Raw genomic sequence first — 18,641 nt, 5'->3', positions numbered from 1 at the left:
TGAGCCCCGTCCCTCAAGAGACCCAAGCGACAACCCCATGAACCCATTGCTGCCCACCATCGAGTCGCCCGCGGATCTGCGGCGCCTCGCGCGCACCCAGTTGCAACCCCTGGCCAATGAGTTGCGGACGTTCGTGCTGGAGAGCGTGGCGCGCACCGGCGGCCACCTCAGCTCCAACCTGGGCACGGTGGAGCTCACCGTGGCGCTGCACTACGTGTTCAACACCCCCGAGGACCGGCTGGTCTGGGACGTGGGCCACCAGACCTACCCGCACAAGATCCTCACCGGCCGCCGCGACCGCATGCACAGCCTGCGCCAGCAGGGCGGCATCAGCGGTTTTCCGCGCCGCGAGGAAAGCGAATACGACACCTTCGGCACGGCGCATTCGTCCACCAGCATCTCGGCCGCGCTGGGCATGGCGCTGGCCTCCCGGATCAAGGGCGAGAAACGCCATTCCGTGGCCATCATCGGCGACGGCGCCATGACGGCGGGCATGGCCTTCGAAGCGCTGAACAACGCGGGTGTGGCCGAAGGCCGGCTGCTGGTGGTGCTCAACGACAACGACATGTCGATCAGTCCGCCGGTGGGCGCGCTCAACCGCTACCTGGCCCAGCTCATGAGCGGCCAGTTCTACGCCGCGGCGAAAAACGTGGGCAAGCAGGTGTTGCGCGGCGCGCCGCCGCTGTTCGAGCTGGCCAAGCGCCTCGAAGAACACGCCAAAGGCATGGTGGTGCCGGCCACGCTGTTCGAAAAATTCGGTTTCAACTACATCGGCCCGATCGACGGCCACGACCTCGACTCGCTCATCCCCACGCTGGAAAACATCCGCCACCTGCTGGAGACCGACAGCGGCCCGCAGTTCCTGCACGTGGTCACCAAGAAAGGCCAGGGCTACAAGCTGGCCGAGGCCGACCCGGTGGCCTACCACGGCCCGGGCAAGTTCGACCCCGCCGTGGGGCTGACGAAACCCGCCACGCCGCCCAAGACCACCTTCACCCAGGTGTTTGGCCAGTGGTTGTGCGACATGGCCGAGGCCGATCCGCGCCTGGTCGGCATCACGCCGGCCATGCGCGAGGGTTCGGGCATGGTCGAATTCGAGCGCCGTTTCCCGGCCCGCTATTTCGACGTCGGCATTGCCGAACAGCACGCGGTCACCTTCGCCGCGGGCCTGGCCTGCGAGGGCATGAAGCCGGTGGTGGCGATCTACTCCACCTTCCTGCAGCGCGCCTACGACCAACTGATCCACGACGTGGCGCTGCAGAACCTGCCGGTGGTGTTCGCGCTGGACCGCGCGGGCCTGGTGGGCGCCGATGGTGCCACCCACGCGGGGGCGTACGACATCGCGTTCCTGCGCTGCATCCCCAACATGGCCGTGGCCTGCCCGTCCGACGAGGCCGAATGCCGCCAGTTGCTGAGCACGGCCTTCGAACAGGACCACCCGGTGGCTGTGCGCTACCCGCGCGGTGCCGGTGTCGGCGCGGTGCAGCCCAGCGGGCTGGAGGCGCTGCCCTACGGCCGCGGCGAATGGACCCACAAAGGCCGCGGCGTGGCGATCCTGGCGTTCGGCACCCTGCTGCACCCGGCGCTGGCGGCGGCGCAACGCCTGGGGGCGAGCGTGGCCAACATGCGCTGGGCCAAACCGCTGGACCTGGCGCTGTTGCGCGAACTCGCGGCCTCACACCAGGCGCTGGTGACGGTCGAGGAAGGCTGCCTCCAGGGCGGGGCCGGCAGCGCCGTGCTCGAAGCCCTGCAGGCCGAGGGCCTGACGCTGCCGGTGCTGCAACTGGGGCTGCCCGACGAGTTCATCGAGCACGGTGACCCGGCCAGGCTGCTGGCCATGCTGGGGCTGGACGCCGCCGGCATTGAGCGCTCGGTGCGTGCACGCTTCGCGGACCTGCTCGACGCCGCTCCGGGTCTGAAAGTCGCGGCCTGATCGGCGCTGCGTCCGCTGCCGCGGGCGGAAGAAATTTCACGTCCCTGTTGAACCTGCTTTCATGGGCCGGACCGGGGGTCGGCCGAAGCTTGCAGAACACTGAACACCTGTGCCAAAAGGGCGGTTCTTCGAGGGAAAACCCGCAAGAGGTGGGGGAGGGGTGTTCCTACAATGGCCCGGACTGTTGAAAGTCCCTGGCCGCATCAGAACCGGCCGGGTTGTGCAGAACCAACCACGGAGTCAATCAATATGGATCGTCGTTCCCTCATCAAGCACGCAGGCATCGCCGGTGTGCTGGCCGCAGGAGCCGCCCCCGCCGTTCATGCGCAGGCCGCCATCCGCTGGCGTCTGGCTTCCAGCTTCCCCAAGGCGCTGGACACCATCTACGGCGCCGCCGACGTGTTTGCCAAGAAGGTCGGCGAAATGTCCGGCGGCAAGTTCAGCGTCACGGTGCACCCCGGTGGTGAGCTCATGCCCGCCTTCGGTGTGGTGGACGGCGTGCAGGAAGGCACCGTGGAGTGCGCGCACACCGCGCCTTATTACTTCTTCGGCAAGGACGACACCTTCGCCATGGACTGCGCCATCCCCTTCGGTCTCAACAGCCGCCAGATGACGGCCTGGATGTACGAAGGCAACGGCATGAAGCTGTTCCGTGAGTTCTACGAAGGCTACAACATCGTCAACTTCCCCATGGGCAACACCGGCGCCCAGATGGGCGGCTGGTACCGCAAGGAAATCAAGACGCTGGAAGACATCAAGGGTCTGAAGATGCGCATCGGCGGTTTCGCCGGCAAGGTGCTCACCACCATGGGTGGCGTGCCGCAGAACATCCCCGGCGGCGAGATCTACCAGGCGCTGGAAAAAGGCACCATCGACGCCACCGAGTGGGTGGGTCCGTACGACGACCAGAAGCTGGGCTTCAACAAGGTCGCCAAGAACTACTACTACCCCGGCTGGTGGGAAGGCGGCCCGCAGCTCTCGCTGTACGTCAACAACAAGGCCTTCAACGCCCTGTCGGCAGAAAACAAGGCCATCGTGGAGTGCGCGTCTGCCATTGCCCACACCACCATGCAGGCCAAGTACGACGCCCTGAACCCGGCCGCGCTCAAGCAACTGGTGGCCGCCGGTACCAAGGTGCTGCCGTTCCCCAAGGTCGTGATGGACGCCGCGTTCAAGAACTCGATGGCGCTGTACGACGACATCAGCTCCAAGAATCCGAAGTGGAAAAAGATCTACACGGACTACGCGGCTTTCCGCAAAGACCAGAACCTCTGGTTCCGTTTCACCGAAGCCCAGTTCGACCGCTACATGCAGTCGGCCAAGCTCTGATCGGTGCAGCGTCCGGCAAAAAGCCCCGCCCCGGCGGGGTTTTTTGCTCGGGCCTCGGCCGGCGCCCGACGGGGTGTCTGCCGGTGTCGTCCGTCAGGGCTTGTTCAGCCAGGGCGTGATCACTATGCATAGACTGACCGGTTGTCTTTGAACACCCAAACCCCGCGGGGAATTCCATGAAGCTTTTATTAACGCTCTCGCGTCTGATCGACGCCATCAGCCAACTCATCGGCAAGCTGGCCATGTGGCTCATTCTGGCGGCCACCCTCATCAGCGCTGGCAATGCCATCGTGCGCAAGATATTCAACACCAGTTCCAACGGACTGCTGGAAATCCAGTGGTATCTGTTCGCGGCGGTGTTCATGCTGGGCGCGGGCTACGCCTTCCTGCGCAACGCCCATGTGCGCATCGATTTCATCTCTTCCAAATTCAGTGCGCGCGGGCGCAACTGGGTCGACATCTTCGGCATTCTGGTGTTCCTGTTCCCCCTGTGTTACATGATGGCCACGCTGGGCTGGCCGCTGTTCGAGCGCGCCTGGACCACGGGTGAGATGTCGTCCAACTCGGGTGGCTTGATTCGTTGGCCGGTGTTTCTCCTGATTCCCCTGGGTTTCACACTTTTGTCCGCGCAGGGCGTGAGCGAATTGATCAAGCGCATTGCCTTCCTGACCGGCAACGGCCCCGATGCGCTGGCCCACGAAGGCCCCAGCGACGAAGAGCTGCTGGCCCAGCAACTGCTCGAAGAAGAAGAGCAGGAGCGGCTGAAACAAGAACAACAACTCAAGGGAGTGCAGTGATCATGGTTGAATTTCTGACTGCAAACTTCGTGCCGCTGATGTTCGGTGGCCTGTTGGTGTTCCTGCTCTCGGGGTTCCCGGTGGCGTTCGCGCTGGCTGCCACGGGCATGTTCTTCGGCTTCATCGGCATGGAAGTCGGGCTGTTTCCGTCCAACCTGTTCCAGGCCTTGCCGTTGCGGGTGTTTGGCATCATGCAGAACGACACCCTGCTGGCGATCCCGTTCTTCACGCTCATGGGCATCATCCTGGAGCGCAGCCGCATGGCCGAAGACCTGCTGGCCACGGTGGCGCAGGTGTTCGGTCCCGTGCGCGGCGGTCTCGCCGTGGCGGTGATCCTGGTGGGCGCCTTGCTGGCGGCCACCACCGGCGTCGTGGCCGCTGCGGTGATCTCGATGGGGCTGATCTCGCTGCCCATCATGCTGCGCTATGGTTACAACCGCACGATTGCAACCGGCACCATCACCGCTTCGGGCACCCTGGCGCAAGCCATTCCGCCGTCGCTGGTGTTGATCGTGCTGGCCGACCAGTTGGGCCGTTCGGTCGGTGACATGTACTCCGGTGGTCTGATCCCCGGCCTGATGCTGGTGGGCCTGTACCTGCTGTTCATTGCGGTCGTGGCCATCGTCAAACCCGATTGGGTGCCGGCTCTGCCAGCCGAAGCGCGGGTCTTCAACGAACCCAATGGCAGCAGTGGTCACCGGTCCTTGTTGATCCTGTTGGCGATTTGCGGCGTTGCGGGCTATGCGTGGTCGCAGGTGCATCAGTCCGTCATCAACCCCCTGATCGGGCGCGAGATGGATGCGCCGGGTGACGAAATCGTCATCATGTCGCTCACGGTGGCCTCGTTCCTGGCGCTGTTCATGGCCCTGGTCAACAGCCTGTTCAAACTGGGTCTGTTGTCGCGCCTGGCCGGTCAAGTGACCTTTGTGCTGATTCCGCCGCTGGTGCTCATCTTCCTGGTGCTGGGCACGATTTTCCTGGGCATTGCCACGCCCACCGAAGGTGGTGCCATGGGTGCCCTGGGCGCGCTGATCATGGCCGGTTCGCGCAAGCGCCTGTCGTGGAGCCTGATGACCCAGGCGCTGGAGAACACCACCAAGCTCGCGATCTTCGTGCTGTTCATCCTGATCGGCTCCACGGTGTTCAGCTTCACCTTCAACGCCGCCGACGGCCACATCTGGGTGGAACACCTGTTCGCCAAGTTGCCGGGTGGCCAGATGGGCTTCCTGCTGGTGGTCAACGTGCTGGTGTTCGTGCTGGGCATGTTCATCGACTTCTTTGAAATCGCCTTCATCGTGATCCCCCTGCTCGCGCCGGTGGCCGACAAACTGGGCATCGACCTGATCTGGTTCGGCATCATCCTGGCAATGAACCTGCAGACCTCGTTCCTCACGCCGCCCTTCGGTTTCGCGCTGTTCTATCTGCGCAGTGTGGCCGCTCGCAGCGACTACACCGACCACATCACCAAGAAGCGCATTCCGGCGGTGACCACGGCACAGATCTACAAGGGCTCGATCGCCTTCATCGTGCTGCAGCTCATCATGGTGGCGGTGGTCGTGTTCAACCCGGGGCTCGTTACCGGCAATCTGCAGAAAGCCGCCGTGGTTGACGACGCCACCGTGACCGACATGCTCAACAACATGCCAGGTATGGAGGAAGACACGCCAGCCGAGGGGGCCGAAGAAAGCGATCCCACCAAAGGCATGGAGGGCGCGGACTCCCAGCCCGCCGAACCCGCTGCGGGTGAAGCGCCGGCCGCCGAAGACGACCCGGCCAAGGCGCTGGAAGAGGCCATCAAGAAGGCCGAATGACGTTTACCGTGAGGAGCTTGACGACATGCAGATCGACGTGAAGGTGCTGGACCCGCGCATGGCGGACCAGTTGCCCGCCTACGCCACTCCCGGCAGCGCCGGCCTGGACCTGCGTGCCTGCCTGGACGCCCCGCTGACCTTGGCGCCCAACGCCTGGCAACTGGTGCCCACCGGGCTGGCCATCCACCTGGCCGACCCGGGGTTCGCAGCCATGATCCTGCCGCGCTCCGGGCTTGGCCACAAGCACGGCATCGTCTTGGGCAATCTGGTGGGCCTGATCGACAGCGATTACCAGGGCCAGCTCATGGTGAGCGCCTGGAACCGCAGCGACGTGGCCTTCACCATCGAGCCCATGGAGCGCATCGCGCAGATGGTCATCGTGCCGGTGGTGCAGGCGCGCTTCAACCTCGTGGAAGACTTCGCACAGGCCAGTGAGCGGGGCGCCGGGGGCTACGGCTCCACCGGTCGGGGTTGAGCCACCGGCCTTCGCCGGCCGCAAAGAAAAAAGGGCGCCTTCGGGCGCCCTTTTGCATGGAGGGGGGCTCGACGGGCGGTCAGTGCAGCGTGCGAGGGCCCGGTGGCGTGTCGTCCATGGCGCCGTCGGCCGGACCCTCGGTGTCCACCTGCATGCGGAAGAAGCCGGTGCCCAGCGTGCCGCGGCCGACTTCGCTGATCTGTGCCTCGCGCACGGTGTGCACCTTGAGCGTGATGCGCAGCGCGATGCCCGCCAGCGGGTGGTTGCCGTCCAGCACCACGTGTTCGGGGTAGATGTCGCTCACGAAATACAAGCGGTCTTGGGGCGCGGCCGGGTTGCAACCCGGGGGCAGACCCTCGAAGCCCATGCCTTCTTCGAGTTCCTCGGGGAACAGGTGGCGCGGTTCGAGGAACAACAGGCGGTCGTCGTAGTCGCCGAAAGCGTTCTGGGGTTCCAGGTGCAGTTCCACCGTGTCACCGGCCGCATGGCCGAGCAGGGCTTCTTCGATTTTTGCGAGCAGGTCGCGCCCGCCCACCAGGAATTCAACGGGTTCGTCGAGCACGTCCAGCTCTTCACCCAGCGTGTCTTTGAGCGTCCAGGTCAGCGCCACGACGCATTGTTCGGTGATTTTCATCGGACAATTGTCCCATGACACAAGCCCCACACTCCAGCGCTGCAGAGACGCCCGACACCCCCCGCACCATGCTCGGTGGTCTTTCCCCCGCGCAGTTCATGCGCCGCTACTGGCAGAAAAAGCCCCTGCTGATTCGCAACGCCTTCCCCGGTTTCACCCCGTTCGTGAACCGGCAGGCGCTGTTTGCCATGGCGGCCGACGAGGTCGTGGAGTCGCGGATGATCGTGCACAAGGCCTCGGGCTGGACGCTGCGGCACGGTCCGTTCGCCCGCACGGTCTTCCCGCCGCTCAAGCAGCCGCGCTGGACGCTGTTGGTGCAGGGGGTGGACCTGCACCTGGACACCGGGCGCGAGCTGCTGGAGCGTTTCCGCTTTGTGCCCGACGCCCGGCTGGACGACCTGATGATCTCCTGGGCCAGCGACGGTGGCGGTGTCGGGCCCCATTTCGACAGCTACGACGTGTTCCTGCTCCAGGCCAGCGGCCAGCGCCACTGGCGCATCGGCCGCCAGAAAGACCTGTCGCTCGAACCGGACGTGCCACTGAAGATCCTCAGCCACTTCGAGCCCGAAGAAGAGCACCTGCTCAACCCCGGCGACATGCTCTACCTGCCGCCGCGCTGGGCGCACGACGGCGTGGCCGTGGGCGACGACTGCATGACCTACTCCATCGGTTTTCGCGTGCCGCAGCGCGGCGGTCTCGCGGGTGAGCTGTTGCAGCGCATGGCCGACGAGTTCGACGACACCACGCTCTACCGGGACCCGGACCAGGCCGCGACCGACACACCGGCCGCCATGCCTCCGGCCCTGGAGGCCTTTGCCGCCGACGCGCTGCAGCGGCTGCTGGCCGAGCGCCAGTCGCTGGCCTGCGCGCTGGGCGAGGTCATGACCGAGCCCAAACCCAAGGTCTGGTTCGAAGAGCCGCAGCACGACTGGGTGCCTGGTGCGCTGACGCTGGACCGGCGCACCCGCATGATGTACGACGCGCGCCATGTGTTCATCAACGGCGAGGGCTTTCGTGCCGCTGGGGCCGACGCCCGGCTGATGCGCAGCCTGGCCGACACGCGCTGCCTGGGCGCGCGGCAGGTGGCGCTGGCCAGCCCCGCCGCGCTGGCGCTGCTGCAGGACTGGTTTGAGGCCGGCTGGCTGCACTGCGCACCGACAGCCTGAGTTCATCCTTCTTCAGGAGGTCTCCACATGACCCACAGCGATGGCAACAGCGAACCGGTTCCGCAGGCCCTGCCCGTGGGGCGCATCGAGGGCCGGGAGGCCTTTGCCGGGCTGATCCGGCAGGCGCTGGCCTGCGCGGCGCGCGAAGGCTGGCCGCAGCTCGTGCTGAGCGACCCCGACTTCGCCGACTGGCCCCTGGGTGAGCGCGCGGTGGTGGACTCGCTGCAGGCCTGGGCCGGCCGTGGCCGGCACATCCAGTTCATGGCGCGCGACTTCGCGCCCTTGCGGCAGCTGCATCCGCGCCTGGTGCAATGGCGCACGACCTGGTCACACCTGGTGGAGGCCCATGCCTGCACGGGTGCCACTGGGGCCGACCTTCCCAGTGCGATCTGGTCACCGGGCTGGACCCTGGAACGGCTCGATGTGCTGCGCTGCACCCTGGTGGCCAGCGACGACGCAGAGCGGCGGGTGGCGCTGCGCGAGCGGCTTGATGCCTGCTGGCACAAGGGCAGCCCCTCGTTCGCTGCGACCACCCTGGGTTTGTGACGAATCGCTCTTTGGCAACAGATGGTTGTGAGAAAAAGAAAAAAGTTGATAGGGGTAAATGGGGATGGTTTTTTGAACCTATCATTGATCTCCAGTCGGGAGACCTCACAACGGTTGTCTGACTGGGTCAATCAATCCCGGATGCCGCATTCGGTTTTTTTTTGGTTGATTCACAAAAATCGAAATGAATGTTTGTCTGTCTCATCCATAGGAATTGATGCCATGAAAAAAACCCTCCTGCTCGCCAGTCTGCTTGCCGCGATGGCCCTGACCGCTTGCGGTAAAAAAGAAGAAGCTGCTGTGGAAGCTCCGGCGCCTGCCGCAGCACCGGCCCCCGCTGACGCGGCACCGGCCCCGGCACCCGCTCCGACGCCTGCTGAAGCCGCAGGTGCTGCCGCTGACGCTGCCAAGGACGCCGCCGGAGCCACTGTCGATGCCGCGAAGGAAGCCGCAGACAAGGCCGCCGAAGCTGCCAAGGCCGCTACGGACGCCGCCAAGGAAGCCGTCAAGCCGGCGCAGTGATCCGTTCCGAGGCACCTCGTCGTCGGTGCCCTGGACGTGGAAAAGCCGCCCTCGGGCGGCTTTTTCACGTCCGCGCTGCGCCGGACTGTGGCGCAGGCAGGGGGTTATTTCAGGTCGTCGGCCAGCAATTGAATGATGCGCTGGGCGTTGGCCGTGGTGTCGGGCTGGCCCTGGGCATTGAGCACCGAGACGGTGCTGCTGGTGTCGTTGCCGCTGCGCACCACCACGCGGTATTTCGCCGGCGTGGGTTCGGCCGCGGAACCGCCGAACAGGCGCCCGAAGAAGCCCGGCTTCTTGGTGTCGGTGGTGGCGGTGGCCGGCACGTAGCGCACAAAGTAGACGCCCTGGGTGCGATCTCGGTCTTCCACGGTGAAGCCGGTGCGGTCCAGCGAGAGGCCCACGCGGCGCCAGGCGCGATCGAAACCGTCTTCGAGCTGCACCACCGGCTGGTTGTTCACCGTGGCCACGCGGGCGGCGGCCTGAGGCGGTGCGGAGGCCGCGATGGCTTTGGACTGGACTTCGCTCACGCCGAGCTTGACCATCAGGCGCCGCAGGAATTCGGTTTCCAGTTCAACGTCGGACGGGCGCGGTTGCCAGATGGTCTGGTCTTTCTGGGTGCTGGTGTAGACCTCGATCATGCCCCGATGGCTGATGTAGATCTCGGTGCCGCCAGCGGGATTGCGCTCCAGCCGGGTGCGGAATTTGTCGCGTTCGCCGGTGGAATACAGGTTGTCGAACACCTTGCCGATGGTGGAGCGGATGAAATCCTGGGGCAGTTTGGCGCGGTTTTCGGCCCAGTCCGTTTCCATCACCCCCAGTTTTTCCTGGTCGAGTTCGAGCAGGAAACCGTTTTCCTGCCAGAAATCGCGCACCGGGCTCCAGAGCTTGTCGGCCGGTCGATCGATCACCAGCCAGCGCTGGTTGCCCGCGCGCTCGATGCGCACGTCGCCCACGCTGTTGACCGCGGTGGTGCTGTCCGATGCCTGGACCGGCTGGGCCGACTGGTAGCCGCTGGCGGTGACCACCGAGCCCGGCACGTTGTAGCGCGAGTCCCGGCTGAGCTGGGTCAGGTCGGGCGGCACCTCCAGCGTGCTGCCGCGTTGCGCGGTCTTGTAGTCGATCTTGTCTTCCTGCAGCACGGAGCAACCCGTGGCCAGCGTCGCCGCCAGCGTGATCAGGCCAAGGCGGGCAAATGAAGGCATGGGGCTGGGTTTGTGAAGGTGCATGGTCTGGCTTTGCGGAAAAGGAAAAGCAGGAGAAAAGGCGTCGGCCCGCTCAATCGATCAGGCCGCTGTCTTTGAGCGCGGATTCAACCACAGGTTCAAAGGCGCGGGACATGGGGGTCAGCGGCAGGCGCATGGTTTCCGCGCACAGGCCCATACGGGCCATGGCCCATTTCAGCGGGATCGGGTTGGCTTCGACGAACAGGTTCTTGTGCACCGGCATCAGCCGGAACTGGATGTCCATGGCCTTGCGAATGTCGCCCGAAATGGCGGCCATGCACAGCTCGTGCATCAGGCGCGGGGCGATGTTGGCCGTCACGCTGATGTTGCCCTGGCCGCCGCAGAGCATGAGCGCCACGGCGGTGGGGTCGTCACCCGAGTAGATGGCAAAGCCTTCCGGCGCTTCGCGGATCAGCCATTGCGCGCGTTCGATGTTGCCGGTGGCTTCCTTGATGCCGACGATGCCGGGCACCTGCGCCAGGCGCAGCGCCGTGTCGACCGACATGTCGGCCACGCTGCGGCCCGGCACGTTGTAAAGCACGACGGGCAGGTCGCCCGTGGCTTCGGCGATGGCCTTGAAGTGCTGGTACTGGCCTTCCTGGGTCGGCTTGTTGTAGTAGGGCACGACCTGCAGCTGGCAGTCGGCACCGACGCTGCGCGCGAACTTCGCCAGCTCGATGGCTTCGGCGGTGGAGTTGGCGCCGCAGCCGGCCATGATGGGCACGCGTTTGGCGGCCTGTTCGACCGCCACGCGGATGATCTCGCAGTGTTCTTCGACCGTGACGGTGGGCGATTCGCCCGTGGTGCCGACCACGCCGATGCAGTCGGTGCCTTCGTCGATGTGCCAGTCGATGAGTTTGCGCAGGGTGGGGTAGTCCACGCTGCCGTCTTCTTGCATGGGCGTGACCAGGGCCACGATGCTGCCGGTGATGGGGTTCATAGCTAAAGGCTCAAGTGGTGGGCACCTGCGCAACGGCCGACCAAAGGGGCGGCGTCAGCGGGCGCACGAATCTGACATTCTACCCAGTGGCATCCAGCGGATACCGCTCGGGCAGACCCGGGAGATGTGGACGTTTTCGCACCGCCGCGATGCGCTGCACGAAGCGTTCGGGCCGGTCGACGAAACCGTCTTCAAAGGCCACCACGTGCAGACCGGCTGTGGCCTGCAACAGCTCGCCGGGTTGGAGCAGGAAATCGGGCCGTGACGGCTTGCCCACGGTTTCGTTTCCCTGGGCAAAGGTTTCGCAGATCAGCACGCCGCCCGGCGCCACGCTGGCCACGATCCGCGCCAGCAGGGGGCGCCAGAGGTAGTTCGTCACCACCACCGCGTCGAACGTTTCGTCCGCGAAGGGCCAGGGGCCGTTCTCGATGTCGGCCTGCACCGCGCGCCCCAGCCCGGACACGGCTTCGATGGCTTCGGCCGAGCGGTCCACGCCCGTCACCGGATGGCCGCGCCCAGCGAACCAACGCAGATGGCGGCCATGGCCGCAGGCCACGTCGAGCACCGACCCCGCGACGGGAACCAGATGCGACCAGCGCTGTACCCAGGCCGAGGGCGCTTCGGTGCCGTGCATCTAGAAACAGCTCCAGAGCTGGTCGGCCAGGTTCACGAGAAAGTCGGGCCGCTGGTAGAGCGCAAGGGTGCCCAGCAGGACCAACAGCACGCCGGCCCAGACCAGGGCCCTGAGCGCCAGCGGTCTCATGCGGCCACTCCCGCGCGCTGCGGGCCGCCGCGGACGATGGGCGACTCGCGCACCGGCAGATTGATCAGCGCGGCGAACACCCCCAGCGCGATCGAGATATACCAGACGACGTCGTAGCTGCCAGTGCGGTCGTACAGATAGCCACCCAGCCACACGCCCAGGAAACTGCCGATCTGGTGGCTGAAGAACACGAAGCCGCCCAGCATGGACAAATGCGCCACGCCAAAGATCTGCGCCACCACGGCGTTGGTCGGCGGCACGGTGGACAGCCACAGCACGCCCATGACGGCGGAAAACACATACACGCTGGCGGGCGAGAGTGGCACGATCAGGAAGATGCTGATGGCCACGGCCCGTGCCAGGTAGATGAAGGCCAGGATGTGGCGCTTGGCCATGCGCTGGCCCAGCGCGCCCGCGGCGTAGGTGCCGATCACGTTGAACAGGCCGATCAGCGCCAGCGCGTAGCTCGCCACCTGGGGCGACAGGCCGTTGTCTTTCAGGTAGCTCGGCATGTGCACGCCGATGAACACCACCTGGAAGCCACAGACGAAATAGCCGGCCATCAAGAGCTGGAAGCTGCGGTAGCGAAACGCCTCGCGCAGCGCATGAAGAATGGTCTGTTCGCGCCGGGGCGGCGAACCTCCCGCAAAGCCCGGTTCGCGCAGGCCCATGGCCAGCGGCATGATGAGCAGGACCGCGGCGCCCAGGAACAGCAGCGCTTCCTGCCAGCCGAAGCGGCTGATGAGCCAGCCCTCGATCGGCACCATCAGGAACTGGCCGAACGAGCCGGCCGCGGCCGCCACGCCCATGGCCCAGGAGCGCTTGTCGGCCGGGATCTGGCGCCCGATCACGCCGTAGATCACGGCGTAGGTGGTACCCGCCTGGGCCGCACCGATCAGGATGCCGGCGGTCAGCGCAAAGCCGACCGGGCTGGTGGACCAGGCCATGCCGGCCAGCCCCAGCGCGTAGAGCACCGCGCCTCCCAGCAGCACGCGCATGGCGCCAAAACGGTCGGCCGCCATGCCGGCGAAGATGCCGAACACCCCCCAGGACAGGTTCTGGATCGCCAGCGCAAAGGCGAAGGTCTCGCGCGTCCAGCCCTGGGCCGTGGTGACGGGCTGCAGCCACAGGCCGAAGCCGTGGCGGATGCCCATGGAGAGGGTGACGATGAAGGCACCGCAGGCGAGCACCTGGAGGGTCGAGAGTCGGGGCGCGGGGGTGGTGGCCAATGGCGATGTCATCCCGAGACTGTAGCGAATCCGCCCATTTCGCGGGTGTCACCCCGGCGCGTGGGGTCATGAAATCGGCGGCCCCGATTGATGCGCGGAACGAATCGCCGGAGATGGCGGGTGTTTCCTCTGTATTTGCATCCAGTGGTTTTTGATCGGGGCGCATACAATCCGCCCCCATGGCGACCCAATCTCCCAACGAATATTCCGAAGGCTCGATCCGCGTCCTCAAGGGACTGGAGCCGGTCAAACAGCGGCCGGGCATGTACACCCGCACCGACAACCCGCTGCACATCATCCAGGAAGTGCTGGACAACGCGGCCGACGAAGCGCTGGCCGGATTCGGCAAAAAGATCAAGGTCACGCTGCACACCGACCACTCGGTGAGCGTGGAAGACGACGGCCGCGGCATTCCCTTCGGCCTGCACCCTGAAGAAAAGGCTCCGGTGGTCGAACTCGTGTTCACCCGGCTGCACGCCGGTGGCAAGTTCGACAAGGGCAAGGGCGGTGCCTACAGCTTTTCGGGTGGCCTGCACGGCGTGGGCGTGTCGGTCACCAACGCGCTCTCGACCCGGCTCGAAGTCACCAGCTTCCGCGAAGGCCAGGTGGCCAAACTCGCGTTTTCCGCGGGTGACGTGATCGAGCAACTGGTGATCACGCCCAAAGGCGAGGGCGACCGCAAACAGGGCACCACGGTGCGCGCCTGGCCCGATGGCAAGTACTTCGAGTCCGCCGCCCTGCCCATGACCGAGCTCACCCACCTGCTGCGCAGCAAGGCGGTGCTGATGCCGGGCGTGACGGTGACCCTGGTCAACGAGAAGACCAAAGACACCCAGACCTGGCTCTACAAGGGCGGCCTGCGCGACTACCTGCAGCAGACGCTCAACGGCGAACCGGTGATTCCGCTGTTTGAGGGCGAAGGCTTTGCCGACGCCAAGGACGACACCTTCGCCGACGGCGAGGGCGCTGCCTGGTGCGTGGCCTTCACCGAAGACGGCCAGCCGGTGCGCGAGAGCTACGTCAACCTGATCCCCACCAGCGCCGGCGGCACGCACGAAAGCGGGCTGCGCGATGGCCTGTTCCAGGCGGTCAAGGGCTTCATCGAGCTGCACGCGCTGCTGCCCAAGGGCGTGAAGCTGCTGCCCGAAGACGTGTTTGCCCGCGCCTCGTATGTGTTGAGTGCCAAGGTCCTGGACCCGCAGTTCCAGGGCCAGATCAAGGAGCGCCTGAACTCGCGCGATGCGGTGCGACTGGTTGGCAGCTTCGTGCGCCCGGCGCTCGAACTCTGGCTCAACCAGCACGTGGACTACGGCAAGAAGCTCGCCGAACTCGCCATCAAGGCCGCGCAGTTCCGCCAGAAGGCCGGCCAGAAGGTCGAAAAGCGCAAGGGCTCGGGCGTGGCCGTGTTGCCCGGCAAGCTGACCGACTGCGAAAGCAAGGACCTGGCGCACAACGAGGTGTTCCTGGTCGAGGGCGACTCGGCCGGCGGCAGCGCCAAGATGGGCCGCGACAAGGAAAGCCAGGCCATCCTGCCGCTGCGCGGCAAGGTGCTCAACACCTGGGAGGTCGAGCGCGACCGCCTGTTCGCCAACAACGAGATCCACGACATCGCGGTCGCCATCGGCGTGGACCCGCACGGCCCGCTGGACACGCCCGACATGAGCGGCCTGCGTTACGGCAAGGTCTGCATCCTGAGTGACGCCGACGTGGACGGCTCGCACATCCAGGTGCTGCTGCTCACGCTGTTCTTCCGCCATTTCCCCAAACTGATCGAGGCCGGCCATGTGTACGTGGCGCGCCCGCCGCTGTTCCGCGTGGACGTGCCCGCGCGTGGCAAGAAGCCCGCGAGCAAGCAGTACGCGCTGGACGAGGGCGAGCTGCACGCCATCCTGGACAAGGCCGAGAAAGACGGCGTGGTGCGCGACAAGTGCCAGATCAGCCGTTTCAAGGGCCTGGGTGAGATGAACGCCGAGCAGCTCTGGGACACCACGCTCAACCCCGATACCCGCCGCCTGATGCAGGTCAACCTGGGCACGCTGGATTTCGCCGGCACCGAAGCCCTGATCACCAAGCTCATGGGCAAGGGCGAGGCCGCGTCGCGCCGCGAGCTGATGGAGCTGCACGGCGATTCGGTGGAGGTGGACGTTTGAGCCGCAACACACTCCGTTGGCCCCGGGCCCTGGCGTTGGGGTGGCTGCTGGTGTGGGCGCTGGGATGGTCCGCGCCCGCCGCAGCGGAAATCTGGGGCTATGTGGACAAGCGCGGCGTGTCGCACTTCGCCGACCACCAGGTGGACCGGCGTTACGAGCTGTTCTACGGCGGCGGTGCCCGGTCCGCGGGCGTGTCACGGGAACTGCCGCGTGGGGACGCCCATGCCTCACCCAGCGTGCAGGCGGTTTTTCAGGTTTCCACCTCGTACAAGGCGGTGCGCCACCTGATCCGCGAGGCGGCCACGGCGTACGGGCTGGAATACGAGCTGCTCAAGGCGGTGATCGCCACCGAATCGGGGTTCAATGCCCATGCGGTCAGCCCCAAGGGCGCCATCGGCCTGATGCAACTCATGCCCGACACCGCGCAGCGCTTTGGCGTGAAAGCCAGAGCCAATGAATCGCTGCAGGAGCGCCTGACCGATCCGCGCACCAATCTGCAGGCGGGCGCGCGTTACCTGGCCTGGCTGCTGAAGTATTTCGACGGCCAGACCGAGCTGGCGCTGGCGGCCTACAACGCCGGCGAGGGCGCGGTGCTGCGCGCCGGGCGCCAGATCCCGAACTACCGGGAAACCCAGAACTATGTGCGCAAGGTGACACAACTGCGGCAATCGCTGCAGCCGCCGCGCGCCCTGAGCCAGCGCTATGTGCCGGAGCCCGCAGACATGCAGGCCAGGGCCCAGACACCCGCGCCGCTCTGAACCGGATTCACGCAACAGACTTCATGGACACCATCAACCCCGAACTCCCGCTGGACACCCCAGAAGACAACGACAACCTCGCGGCTTACGCCCAACGCGCCTACCTCGAATACGCCCTCTCCGTCGTCAAGGGCCGGGCCCTGCCCGATGTGTGCGACGGCCAGAAGCCGGTGCAGCGCCGCATCCTCTACGCCATGGACCGCATGGGCCTGGGCTACAGCGGCAACACCGCTGCCAAGCCGGTCAAGAGCGCGCGCGTGGTCGGCGACGTGCTGGGCAAGTACCACCCTCACGGCGACAGCGCAGCCTACGACGCGCTGGTGCGCATGGCGCAGGATTTCAGCCAGCGTTACCCGCTGATCGACGGCCAGGGCAACTTCGGCAGCCGCGACGGCGACGGCGCCGCCGCCATGCGCTACACCGAAGCGCGCCTGGCCAAGATCACTGGCCTGCTGCTCGACGAGATCGACCAGGGCACGGTGGACTTCATCCCCACCTACGACGGCTCGTTTGAAGAACCCAAACAGCTGCCCGCGCGCCTGCCGTTCAACCTGCTCAACGGCGCCAGTGGCATTGCCGTGGGCCTGGCCACCGAAATCCCCAGCCACAACCTGCGCGAAGTGGCCGACGCCTGCGTGGCGCTGATCAAGACGCCCAAGCTCAGCGACGACGAGCTGTTCGCCATCATCCCCGGCCCGGACTACCCGGGCGGTGGCCAGATCATCAGCCCGGCCGGCGACATTGCCGATGCCTACCGCACCGGCCGTGGCAGCCTCAAGGTGCGGGCGCGCTGGAAGATCGAGGACCTCGCGCGCGGCCAGTGGCAACTGGTGGTCAATGAACTGCCGCCCGGCGTGAGCACCCAGCGCGTGCTGGAAGAAATCGAAGAGATCACCAACCCCAAGGTCAAGGCCGGCAAGAAGGCGTTGAGCCAGGAGCAGACGCAGCTCAAAGCGAGCATGCTGATGGTGCTGGACGTGGTGCGCGACGAGTCGAGCAAGGACGCGCCGGTGCGTCTGGTGTTCGAGCCCAAGAGCAGCCGCATCGAGCAGAGCGAACTCATCACCGCGCTGCTGGCCCACACCAGCCTGGAAAGTTCGTCGCCGATCAACCTGACCATGATCGGTCTGGACGGGCGGCCGACGCAGAAGAGCCTGCGGCTCATGCTCAATGAGTGGATCGAATTCCGCCAGGGCACCATCGTGCGCCGCACGCAGCACCGCCTGAACAAGGTGCTCGACCGCATCCACATCTACGAAGGCCGGCAGCTCGTGTTGCTGAACATCGACGAAGTGATTGCGATCATTCGTCACAGCGACGAGCCCAAGGCTGCATTGATCGAGCGCTTCAAGCTCAGCGATCGGCAGGCCGAAGACATTCTTGAAATCCGCCTGCGCCAACTGGCGCGTCTCGAAGCCATCAAGATCGAGCAGGAGCTGAAGGATCTGCGCGAAGAGCAGGGCAAGCTCGAAGACATCCTGGGCAACCCGGCCAGCCTGAAGCGCCTGATGGTCAAAGAGATCGAGGCCGACGCCAAGACCTTCGCCGACCCGCGCCGCACGCTGATCCAGACCGAGAAAAAGGCCGTGGCCGAAATCAAGGTGGTGGACGAGCCGGTCACGGTCGTCATCTCCAGCAAGGGCTGGGTGCGCGCGCGCACCGGCCATGGCCACGAGGCCGGCAGCTTTGCCTTCAAGGCGGGCGATGGCCTGTACGGCACCTTCGAATGCCGCACGGTGGACACGCTCATCGTCTTCGGCAGCAATGGCCGCGTCTACAGCGTGCCCGTGGCCAGCCTGCCCGGCGCGCGCGGCGACGGCCAGCCCATCACCACGCTGATCGAGCTCGAAAGCGGCACGCAACCGCTGCACTACTTCGCCGGCCCGGCCAACGCCACGCTGCTGCTCAGCGGCACCGGCGGCTACGGCTTCCTCGCCACGGTGGACAACCTGGTGTCGCGCCAGAGAGCCGGCAAGGCCTTCATCAGCGTGGGCGAGGGCGAGACCATCTGCGCACCTTCGCACGTGGCCCACACCACGGCCAGCCAAGCCTTGCCGCCCGCCACGCACGTGGCCTGCGCCTCCACCGGCGGGCGCATCCTCACTTTCGAGATCGGCGAACTCAAGGCCATGGACAAGGGCGGGCGCGGCCTGATGCTGATCGACCTCGATGCCAAGGACACCTTGGCCGGCGCCGCGGCCTACACCCGCAGTGTGAAGATCGAAGGCATCGGCCGCGGCGGCAAGGAGCGCGACGAGACGCTGGAAATCCGCAGCCTGAACAATGCCCGCGCCGCGCGCGCCCGCAAGGGCAAGGCCGCGGACTTGGGTTTCAAACCGAACCGCGTGACGCGCGTGGAGTGACG

General features: G+C 65.9%; 17 protein-coding genes. 11 read left to right on the top strand and 6 right to left on the bottom strand.

Going from position 1 to position 18,641, the window contains the following annotated elements:
• Positions 1–37 precede the first annotated feature (37 nt).
• From dxs to dut, 5 genes are all read left to right on the top strand, one after another.
• Positions 38–1,933 (top strand): 1-deoxy-D-xylulose-5-phosphate synthase, encoded by a 1,896-nt coding sequence (dxs, locus tag AC07YZ_RS04475; RefSeq protein ID WP_226492595.1) that lies wholly within the window; start codon positions 38–40, stop codon positions 1,931–1,933.
• Between the two features lie 249 nt (positions 1,934–2,182).
• Positions 2,183–3,262, top strand: coding sequence for a TRAP transporter substrate-binding protein (locus AC07YZ_RS04470; protein WP_494793858.1), 1,080 nt, complete (start codon positions 2,183–2,185; stop codon positions 3,260–3,262).
• A gap of 176 nt (positions 3,263–3,438) precedes the next feature.
• Complete coding sequence (locus AC07YZ_RS04465) at positions 3,439–4,059, top strand: TRAP transporter small permease subunit (protein ID WP_494793857.1); 621 nt, start codon at positions 3,439–3,441, stop codon at positions 4,057–4,059.
• 2 nt (positions 4,060–4,061) lie between these two features.
• A complete protein-coding gene (locus tag AC07YZ_RS04460; protein ID WP_494793856.1) occupies positions 4,062–5,870 on the top strand; it encodes a TRAP transporter large permease in 1,809 nt (602 codons plus the stop codon).
• Between the two features lie 25 nt (positions 5,871–5,895).
• Positions 5,896–6,345, top strand: coding sequence for a dUTP diphosphatase (gene dut / locus AC07YZ_RS04455; protein WP_226492599.1), 450 nt, complete (start codon positions 5,896–5,898; stop codon positions 6,343–6,345).
• A 79-nt stretch (positions 6,346–6,424) separates the two neighbouring features.
• Here dut and AC07YZ_RS04450 read toward each other — a convergent pair whose 3' ends face one another.
• Positions 6,425–6,979: an FKBP-type peptidyl-prolyl cis-trans isomerase gene (locus tag AC07YZ_RS04450; RefSeq protein ID WP_494793855.1), complete on the bottom strand. Its 555-nt coding sequence runs from the start codon at positions 6,977–6,979 to the stop codon at positions 6,425–6,427.
• A gap of 14 nt (positions 6,980–6,993) precedes the next feature.
• Between AC07YZ_RS04450 and AC07YZ_RS04445 the strand changes: the two genes are divergently transcribed.
• The 3 genes from AC07YZ_RS04445 to AC07YZ_RS04435 are packed head-to-tail and all read left to right on the top strand — an operon-like array spanning position 6,994 to position 9,213.
• Positions 6,994–8,145 (top strand): cupin domain-containing protein, encoded by a 1,152-nt coding sequence (locus AC07YZ_RS04445; protein WP_226492601.1) that lies wholly within the window; start codon positions 6,994–6,996, stop codon positions 8,143–8,145.
• 27 nt (positions 8,146–8,172) lie between these two features.
• A complete protein-coding gene (locus AC07YZ_RS04440; RefSeq protein WP_494793854.1) occupies positions 8,173–8,691 on the top strand; it encodes a hypothetical protein in 519 nt (172 codons plus the stop codon).
• Between the two features lie 27 nt (positions 8,692–8,718).
• Positions 8,719–9,213: a hypothetical protein gene (locus AC07YZ_RS04435; protein ID WP_494793853.1), complete on the top strand. Its 495-nt coding sequence runs from the start codon at positions 8,719–8,721 to the stop codon at positions 9,211–9,213.
• Positions 9,214–9,317: 104 nt separating this feature from the next.
• On the opposite strand, the gene bamC is transcribed toward AC07YZ_RS04435, so the two are convergent.
• The 5 genes from bamC to AC07YZ_RS04410 all read right to left on the bottom strand — a co-directional run bounded on the left by bamC (position 9,318) and on the right by AC07YZ_RS04410 (position 13,380).
• Positions 9,318–10,415: an NlpB/DapX family lipoprotein gene (bamC, locus tag AC07YZ_RS04430; RefSeq protein WP_494793852.1), complete on the bottom strand. Its 1,098-nt coding sequence runs from the start codon at positions 10,413–10,415 to the stop codon at positions 9,318–9,320.
• Positions 10,416–10,488: 73 nt separating this feature from the next.
• A complete protein-coding gene (gene dapA / locus AC07YZ_RS04425) occupies positions 10,489–11,376 on the bottom strand; it encodes a 4-hydroxy-tetrahydrodipicolinate synthase (protein ID WP_494793851.1) in 888 nt (295 codons plus the stop codon).
• A 79-nt stretch (positions 11,377–11,455) separates the two neighbouring features.
• Positions 11,456–12,010: a class I SAM-dependent methyltransferase gene (locus AC07YZ_RS04420; RefSeq protein WP_494793850.1), complete on the bottom strand. Its 555-nt coding sequence runs from the start codon at positions 12,008–12,010 to the stop codon at positions 11,456–11,458.
• Positions 12,011–12,139: a hypothetical protein gene (locus AC07YZ_RS04415; protein ID WP_494793849.1), complete on the bottom strand. Its 129-nt coding sequence runs from the start codon at positions 12,137–12,139 to the stop codon at positions 12,011–12,013.
• Complete coding sequence (locus tag AC07YZ_RS04410; RefSeq protein ID WP_494793848.1) at positions 12,136–13,380, bottom strand: MFS transporter; 1,245 nt, start codon at positions 13,378–13,380, stop codon at positions 12,136–12,138. Before AC07YZ_RS04410 ends, AC07YZ_RS04415 begins: the two co-directional genes overlap by 4 nt.
• A 167-nt stretch (positions 13,381–13,547) precedes the next feature.
• Here AC07YZ_RS04410 and AC07YZ_RS04405 point away from each other — a divergent pair, with 167 nt between their 5' ends.
• Genes AC07YZ_RS04405 through parC form a run of 3 tightly spaced genes read left to right on the top strand, consistent with a single transcriptional unit; the run spans position 13,548 to position 18,639 of the window.
• Positions 13,548–15,518 (top strand): DNA topoisomerase IV subunit B, encoded by a 1,971-nt coding sequence (locus AC07YZ_RS04405; protein ID WP_226492607.1) that lies wholly within the window; start codon positions 13,548–13,550, stop codon positions 15,516–15,518.
• Positions 15,515–16,276: a lytic transglycosylase domain-containing protein gene (locus AC07YZ_RS04400; RefSeq protein ID WP_226492608.1), complete on the top strand. Its 762-nt coding sequence runs from the start codon at positions 15,515–15,517 to the stop codon at positions 16,274–16,276. Before AC07YZ_RS04405 ends, AC07YZ_RS04400 begins: the two co-directional genes overlap by 4 nt.
• 23 nt (positions 16,277–16,299) lie before the next feature.
• Positions 16,300–18,639 carry a DNA topoisomerase IV subunit A gene (gene parC, locus AC07YZ_RS04395; protein WP_226492609.1) on the top strand — a complete coding sequence of 780 codons (2,340 nt, stop codon included), beginning with the start codon at positions 16,300–16,302 and terminating at the stop codon, positions 18,637–18,639.
• Positions 18,640–18,641 lie beyond the last annotated feature (2 nt).

It is taken from the genome of Hydrogenophaga sp. GW101-3F08 (genome assembly GCF_059424585.1).
Note: the sequence above shows the minus strand (reverse complement) of the source record. Positions and strands in the feature narration are given on the sequence as shown.

What these genes read in the sequence shown, in the direction of transcription:
- AC07YZ_RS04415 (WP_494793849.1), bottom strand. Translation starts at nt 12,139, where the DNA reads ATGAGACCGCTGGCGCTCAGGGCCCTGGTCTGGGCCGGCGTGCTGTTG.
- AC07YZ_RS04450 (WP_494793855.1), bottom strand. Translation starts at nt 6,979, where the DNA reads ATGAAAATCACCGAACAATGCGTCGTGGCGCTGACCTGGACGCTCAAA.
- bamC (WP_494793852.1), bottom strand. Translation starts at nt 10,415, where the DNA reads ATGCCTTCATTTGCCCGCCTTGGCCTGATCACGCTGGCGGCGACGCTG.
- AC07YZ_RS04420 (WP_494793850.1), bottom strand. Translation starts at nt 12,010, where the DNA reads ATGCACGGCACCGAAGCGCCCTCGGCCTGGGTACAGCGCTGGTCGCAT.
- dapA (WP_494793851.1), bottom strand. Translation starts at nt 11,376, where the DNA reads ATGAACCCCATCACCGGCAGCATCGTGGCCCTGGTCACGCCCATGCAA.
- dut (WP_226492599.1), top strand. Translation starts at nt 5,896, where the DNA reads ATGCAGATCGACGTGAAGGTGCTGGACCCGCGCATGGCGGACCAGTTG.
- AC07YZ_RS04410 (WP_494793848.1), bottom strand. Translation starts at nt 13,380, where the DNA reads ATGACATCGCCATTGGCCACCACCCCCGCGCCCCGACTCTCGACCCTC.
- AC07YZ_RS04405 (WP_226492607.1), top strand. Translation starts at nt 13,548, where the DNA reads ATGGCGACCCAATCTCCCAACGAATATTCCGAAGGCTCGATCCGCGTC.
- AC07YZ_RS04470 (WP_494793858.1), top strand. Translation starts at nt 2,183, where the DNA reads ATGGATCGTCGTTCCCTCATCAAGCACGCAGGCATCGCCGGTGTGCTG.
- parC (WP_226492609.1), top strand. Translation starts at nt 16,300, where the DNA reads ATGGACACCATCAACCCCGAACTCCCGCTGGACACCCCAGAAGACAAC.
- AC07YZ_RS04465 (WP_494793857.1), top strand. Translation starts at nt 3,439, where the DNA reads ATGAAGCTTTTATTAACGCTCTCGCGTCTGATCGACGCCATCAGCCAA.
- AC07YZ_RS04445 (WP_226492601.1), top strand. Translation starts at nt 6,994, where the DNA reads ATGACACAAGCCCCACACTCCAGCGCTGCAGAGACGCCCGACACCCCC.
- dxs (WP_226492595.1), top strand. Translation starts at nt 38, where the DNA reads ATGAACCCATTGCTGCCCACCATCGAGTCGCCCGCGGATCTGCGGCGC.
- AC07YZ_RS04460 (WP_494793856.1), top strand. Translation starts at nt 4,062, where the DNA reads ATGGTTGAATTTCTGACTGCAAACTTCGTGCCGCTGATGTTCGGTGGC.
- AC07YZ_RS04440 (WP_494793854.1), top strand. Translation starts at nt 8,173, where the DNA reads ATGACCCACAGCGATGGCAACAGCGAACCGGTTCCGCAGGCCCTGCCC.